The organism is Phocaeicola faecalis (genome assembly GCF_021730445.1).
GTDB classification, from domain to species: Bacteria; Bacteroidota; Bacteroidia; order Bacteroidales; family Bacteroidaceae; genus Phocaeicola; species Phocaeicola faecalis.
The window spans coordinates 1-5,252 of sequence record NZ_JADNRM010000038.1 but is presented as its reverse complement, the minus strand read 5'-3'; the positions used below and the strand labels follow the sequence as shown (position 1 = coordinate 5,252).

Sequence of the window (5,252 nt, the reverse complement as noted above, 5' to 3'; positions counted from 1 at the left end):
TCCGGCTTCTCCGAAACAACGGAAAATCCATTGAAGAAGAATGAAATGCATCAACAACAGGTCATATAAACCAATGAAATTAAGTCCTTTAAAAACGATAAACAAATTGAGTTTTTAAATTTATAAATTTAAAGTTTTTCTATTATGAACAAAAAATTTTTAAGTGCAATCCTGTTCGGAGCCTTGATGGTATCCTCTACAGGAACGTTTGTGTCTTGTAAAGACTATGACGATGACATCGACGAAATCAACAACAAGTTGAATACGCTCGAGACCACTGTCGCAGAACTTCAGAAGAAGATTGTCGACGGTGCTTATGTTAAGTCAATCACTCCCAATGCAGAAGGTTTTGTCGTTACGATGAGTGACGGTACTACCACCACCATCAAGTCTGCCAAAGGTCAGGACGGTAAAGACGGTACTCAGTGGACAATCACTGAAGACGGTTACTGGGCTTGCGACGGCGAAAAGACCAATGTAAAGGCAGTAGGTGTTGACGGTCAGGATGGTCAGCAACAGGTGAAAAAAGAAAACGGAAAATGGTATCTGTGGAACGGAACCGACTTTGAGGAAGTAGCCGTAGGAGCTTCGGCAGCAACAGGTATTCCTTACTATTATGAAGATGCTACCGATCCTAACTACACCATCCTGGTCATTTATGATGAAAACGGAACAAACAAGAAGGAAATCCGTTTGCCTATGAACTCGGGACTGGGACAGGTTGTTGTACTGAATAGCGCTTTGACTATCAACTACAGCACGTTTAATGGTGTGCACAAAAGCGGTAAGACTGCAGAATGGGGAGGCTCGAAGGCTTTACCTGAAATGGGAAAATATATGTTGACTGCCAGCAGCAACGCATATTATGTGCAGGTTATTCCTGCTGACTATGACATCAGCAAGCTTAACTTTAAATTGGTGAATACCAAAGGCGACGTGGCTCCTATCACATTAGGTACTCCTGAACCTTGCACGGATGCAGTATCAAGAGCTGTAGCAGAAAGTGGTGTTTATGCCATTCCGTTTGAACTGAATGAAATGACAGACCAGACTTTGGATGAATACTACAAGAACATTAGTGGTAAAGTCCTGTCGTTGGTTGCCACAGAAAGTGTACGCTCTACTTATAGCAATGCTTTAAGTATATATCAGGCCACTAATGGATTTGGATATTTTACACCCAATATGACTGTTGCTGTTGAGGATCTTGGAAATCCTGTCACTATTACACCGGCCGGAGACGCCAAGAATGTATATGATACATTCTTAAGTATGGCAGATGAATCTAAGGCTGACTCTGTAAAATACGGTATCAAGTTCGATGGTATGACTATTTCTTATAATAAAGATATCAAGAAAGGTACCCAAATGACATTCGTTGTTAACGAATTGAATGCCAAGGCCATGATTAATCCGAACCCCTCAAAGGTAACAGTTGTCTTTGGAGAAGAAGCGACAACCCCTGCTAAAGAATTCGTATTCGACGAACAATCTCACAATGCTGTGGCTGTTTATAAAGATAAGACTACTAACAAGGATGTAAACAAACAGTATCTGGACGTTGACTTTGCCGAGTTCTTTAAAACTATAACTCCGATGGAAGGTGACCGCATCGTTTGGAATAATGATGTTCAGTTCTCTCATGTAGAAGTAGTATGGACTCCGGTTGACAAGGATGGAAATCTGATGGATGAAGAGCCTGTTACCGACAAGTTGGTTGGTGCTGATAAGGCACAATTGCTGTCTGATGCAGGAAAAGCAGAAGGAATGGCTAAGTTTACAACTTTGAGAATTCCATTCGAGAAGAACTATCCGGGTATACAGCTTGGCAATGGTACATTGGTTGCTAAAGTTCACTTCTACAACAGCGATACAAAAACAGAAACAGTAGCGATTATTCCGTTCGTTATCAATGAACCGACTGCTGCTGAAATCGCTTCTTGGTATTCTTGGAACAAGACAAATAATTTCGTAAATGGTACATTGACTGCATTTGTTGATGGTACTAGCGATGCCAAAATCAACTTGAAGGACGCATTCGAAACCATTGACAATGGAATTACATTGAACATCTATGCTAAAGAAAGCCAGAGAGACAATGCGTCTTGGTTTACTCCTAACATGACAATCGGTTATCCGGCAGCTATCTTCAAAGATATAGCAGCTGATGCATATGAAGATAGAGGTAAAGCTAAGAAGTTGATGACTTGGACAGGTTACGATTCTTACATCTCAACGACTAAAGACGGTGCAGACGGTTCTGATACAGAAGGTAATATTACAGGAATGACCAACTTCAGTGATGCACAGTTGACATTGAAGAAAGAATCCGATAGAACTACTGATAACTCTGCTAACGCCGATGCATACTTCAACAATGCTTATACAATTAGTGGCATTGAAGTTAAGGCTTTGGGTGATGATGTTAAATACAACCACGAAACCAGAAAATGGGAAGTAGGAGCAAAACGTTCATTCGGTATCAGCAATATCAAGCTTGTTATCAAGAATACTAAAGAGGCTAAGCTTGACCAAATCAGCTTCTCTAAAGCATTGCAGATTCCTTCTGTAAAAGATGAGTACATCAAGTTGAGCAACGCTCTTCGCACTCCTAATACAGATACATTCTTCGGTACATTCTCATTGCTGAACAACTTGGGAACTAAGAAATATGAATTGGGTTCTAAAACTACGATTACTGTCAACGAGTTGCAAGAAAATGGTACTTATAGTGGTGATGCATCAAAGAACTTTACGGCAACAGTTGTAGAATATAAATACATGGTAGGTACTACAGAAACATCAGCTTACGGTATCAAACTGACTTATACCGCAGATGAGAACTACACAGCCGGTAAGACATTCACTCTGAAGCTGACATTCTCAGCAGATGGCACTCAAGCCGGTGAGAAACTGACTCTTGACGGTGAAGATGCAACAGAAGCTGCAGTAGTTGAAGGAGTAAGTGTATTAGTAAAATAAATCTATAAGAATAAAAGCATTCTTCCATAGATGAAATGGAAGTAGCTTTTATCCCATGGATTCATCCATAAAAAAGATTGGAGCGACCCTTATCAGAAGGGGCCGCTCCTCTTTAGCTTAAAGAAAAAACAGAAAAGAATGGAAATGACAAGTTAATAACCCTAGTATTCACCATAAATCTAATCCATTATGAAAAGATTTATCAGACTTCTGAGCTACTTTTTCAGTTGGCTCTGTCGCAGGGGAGACACACTTCCCCAACGACTGTTGATGAAGGGGCATATATCATGCTTTACCTTCGGTGCCGTCTCTTTCACCCAATTGTGGACAGAGAGATGGATAGTGATAGACGAACCCATTCAGATAGCAACAGCTTTCCTGATGGGATTTGTCTTTTCTTGCGAGTTGAGAGGATGGACACTGAACCATTCTCGAGGAATCTTCTCTACATTCCTTTTGCATGTATTCCATTCATTGGCCACGTTCATTGATCGGATGTTGACAGTTCTATACATTTATTGGTACCGGCGGATGTTGTTACCACAATCCATTCCGAAAAAATATCCTACCGACAAACCGGTTCTGAGTAAAGCAGTCTGGGCAGGCACAATGGTCATGCTTCTTTTTCTTCCTCTTGTATCAAATGGAGAAGTTAAAGATTTAACCCTTATGTTTGACTTGTGGACAGCGATTCTGAATTTCTTGAAAGTCGTTATTTATTTGAATTAATAGCAAAAGATATAAAGATAAGGTGTCCGTGAGGATACCTTCTTTTATTATACAAGAACTCAAATAAACGTCTTCAACCTGCTTATCCGATACCCGTTAAAAAGCTTTTTTGCTAAAAATAAAACGGTCTAGGAAAATTCATCAATCCTTTTACGCGCATAGGTTTTAGAAGATAGCAGCCGCTTTTTGATAGTTCGTTGTTCTCAACCCAAAGTTATTCATTTCTCCTTTCACACATTTTCAGTCATAACTTACTAAAAGACTGTTTGTTACGGTGAAAGGACAACAATCCCTATTTTGTATTAAAGCCGTTCCCCGTTCTATTTATTTAAAAGGAACACTAGACAAAGGACCCGGGCATTCTTATAAAGAACCAAGTATTATTTCAATCTTCTTTCGGCTGTTTCTTAACTGCTTTTTGATTATTCCGGGAATCAGATATCTGCATCGATAATCTGAAAACGCATAAATTCAAAACAATACGCCTAAGTCTTTTTCCAAAACTCTTCCGTCTTTTCCAAAAACTCCTATATGTTTCCGAAAAACTCTTCCGCCTTTTAAAAAAACTCTTCTATCTTTTTTTAAAGACTCAGGTCTTTTTCTTAAACTCTTAGGTATTTTCAGAAAAGACTTAGGAGTTTTTCAGGGTCTTTAAATTCTTTTCTGCGAAAGATTTTAGTGTAAAAATGGGAAATAAAAAGGACTGTCATAACGGGAATGCATAGTATATATCAATATTGAAAATTAGGTAATCAAGATAAGTCATTTCTCCAATATAAAACAATGGAGATGTTTACTCGTTAAAAGAGAAACACACTGATGAAGCGTAGTCTGCTTTCACCATATCGCTCAGTATATCAGATGGTTATACCATATAAGCGTGTGAAAGGAGAAATAAAAAACTTTTAGCCAAAAGGAGAAACGATGCATTAATATCAAAATCTATTTATATCATGATGCCGAAAAATGAATTCTGAAAGTAGTGAAAGATGGTATATTAATAAAGACAGGGCAGTCTCTTTGCCGCCCTGTCTTTTCACCAAAATATTATAACGGCGGCTCTCTTATTCCGCAATCATAATCACTACACGGTTCCAGTCGTTGGTTGTAAACGGCTGCACCTCGGAACCTTTGCTGTCCACACTCAGACGGTCGGCACTGATGCCGTACTTGTTAATCAGTTCGTCAGCCACCACGCGTGCACGCTTTCTTGCCAGCTCCTCATTGATTTTTGAAGTACCCGTCCCCTTGTCGGCATAACCGGTGATGGTTGCCTTTGACTGAGGGTATTGCTTCATATAGTCCGCAATGGCCAGGATGTTGATTTGCTGGTCTTCCGCAATGTTTGTCTTTGCCAGTCCGAAGGAAACGTGGCTCTTGACGCCCGGTATGGCTTTCTCCACCTCGGGACACGGAGCCGGTTCGGGACACTTGTGGTTGTCGATGGTACCCTGCAGCTCGTTGATTTTGTCATTGAGCGACTTCACGTAAGACTCGCTGTAACGCTCGTTCCTGTAGGCCACCGGCTTGCAGTCGGGACA

General features: G+C 40.3%; 3 protein-coding genes. 2 read left to right on the top strand and 1 reads right to left on the bottom strand.

The window, feature by feature from the left end:
* The first annotated feature begins 144 nt into the window (after positions 1–144).
* Both IR173_RS17805 and IR173_RS17800 read left to right on the top strand, forming a co-directional pair.
* Positions 145–2,982 (top strand): DUF4988 domain-containing protein, encoded by a 2,838-nt coding sequence (locus IR173_RS17805; protein ID WP_237040852.1) that lies wholly within the window; start codon positions 145–147, stop codon positions 2,980–2,982.
* Positions 2,983–3,171: 189 nt separating this feature from the next.
* On the top strand, positions 3,172–3,711 hold the full coding sequence (locus IR173_RS17800) for a hypothetical protein (RefSeq protein WP_237040851.1): 540 nt from the start codon (positions 3,172–3,174) through the stop codon (positions 3,709–3,711).
* Positions 3,712–4,775: 1,064 nt separating this feature from the next.
* Here IR173_RS17800 and IR173_RS17795 read toward each other — a convergent pair.
* Positions 4,776–5,252 (bottom strand): OmpA family protein (locus IR173_RS17795; protein ID WP_237040850.1); only part of this gene is annotated, 477 nt, incomplete at its 5' end.

Bases quoted from the DNA above. Each gene is read 5' to 3' on its own strand.
- IR173_RS17805 (WP_237040852.1), top strand. From the start codon at position 145: ATGAACAAAAAATTTTTAAGTGCAATCCTGTTCGGAGCCTTGATGGTA.
- IR173_RS17800 (WP_237040851.1), top strand. From the start codon at position 3,172: ATGAAAAGATTTATCAGACTTCTGAGCTACTTTTTCAGTTGGCTCTGT.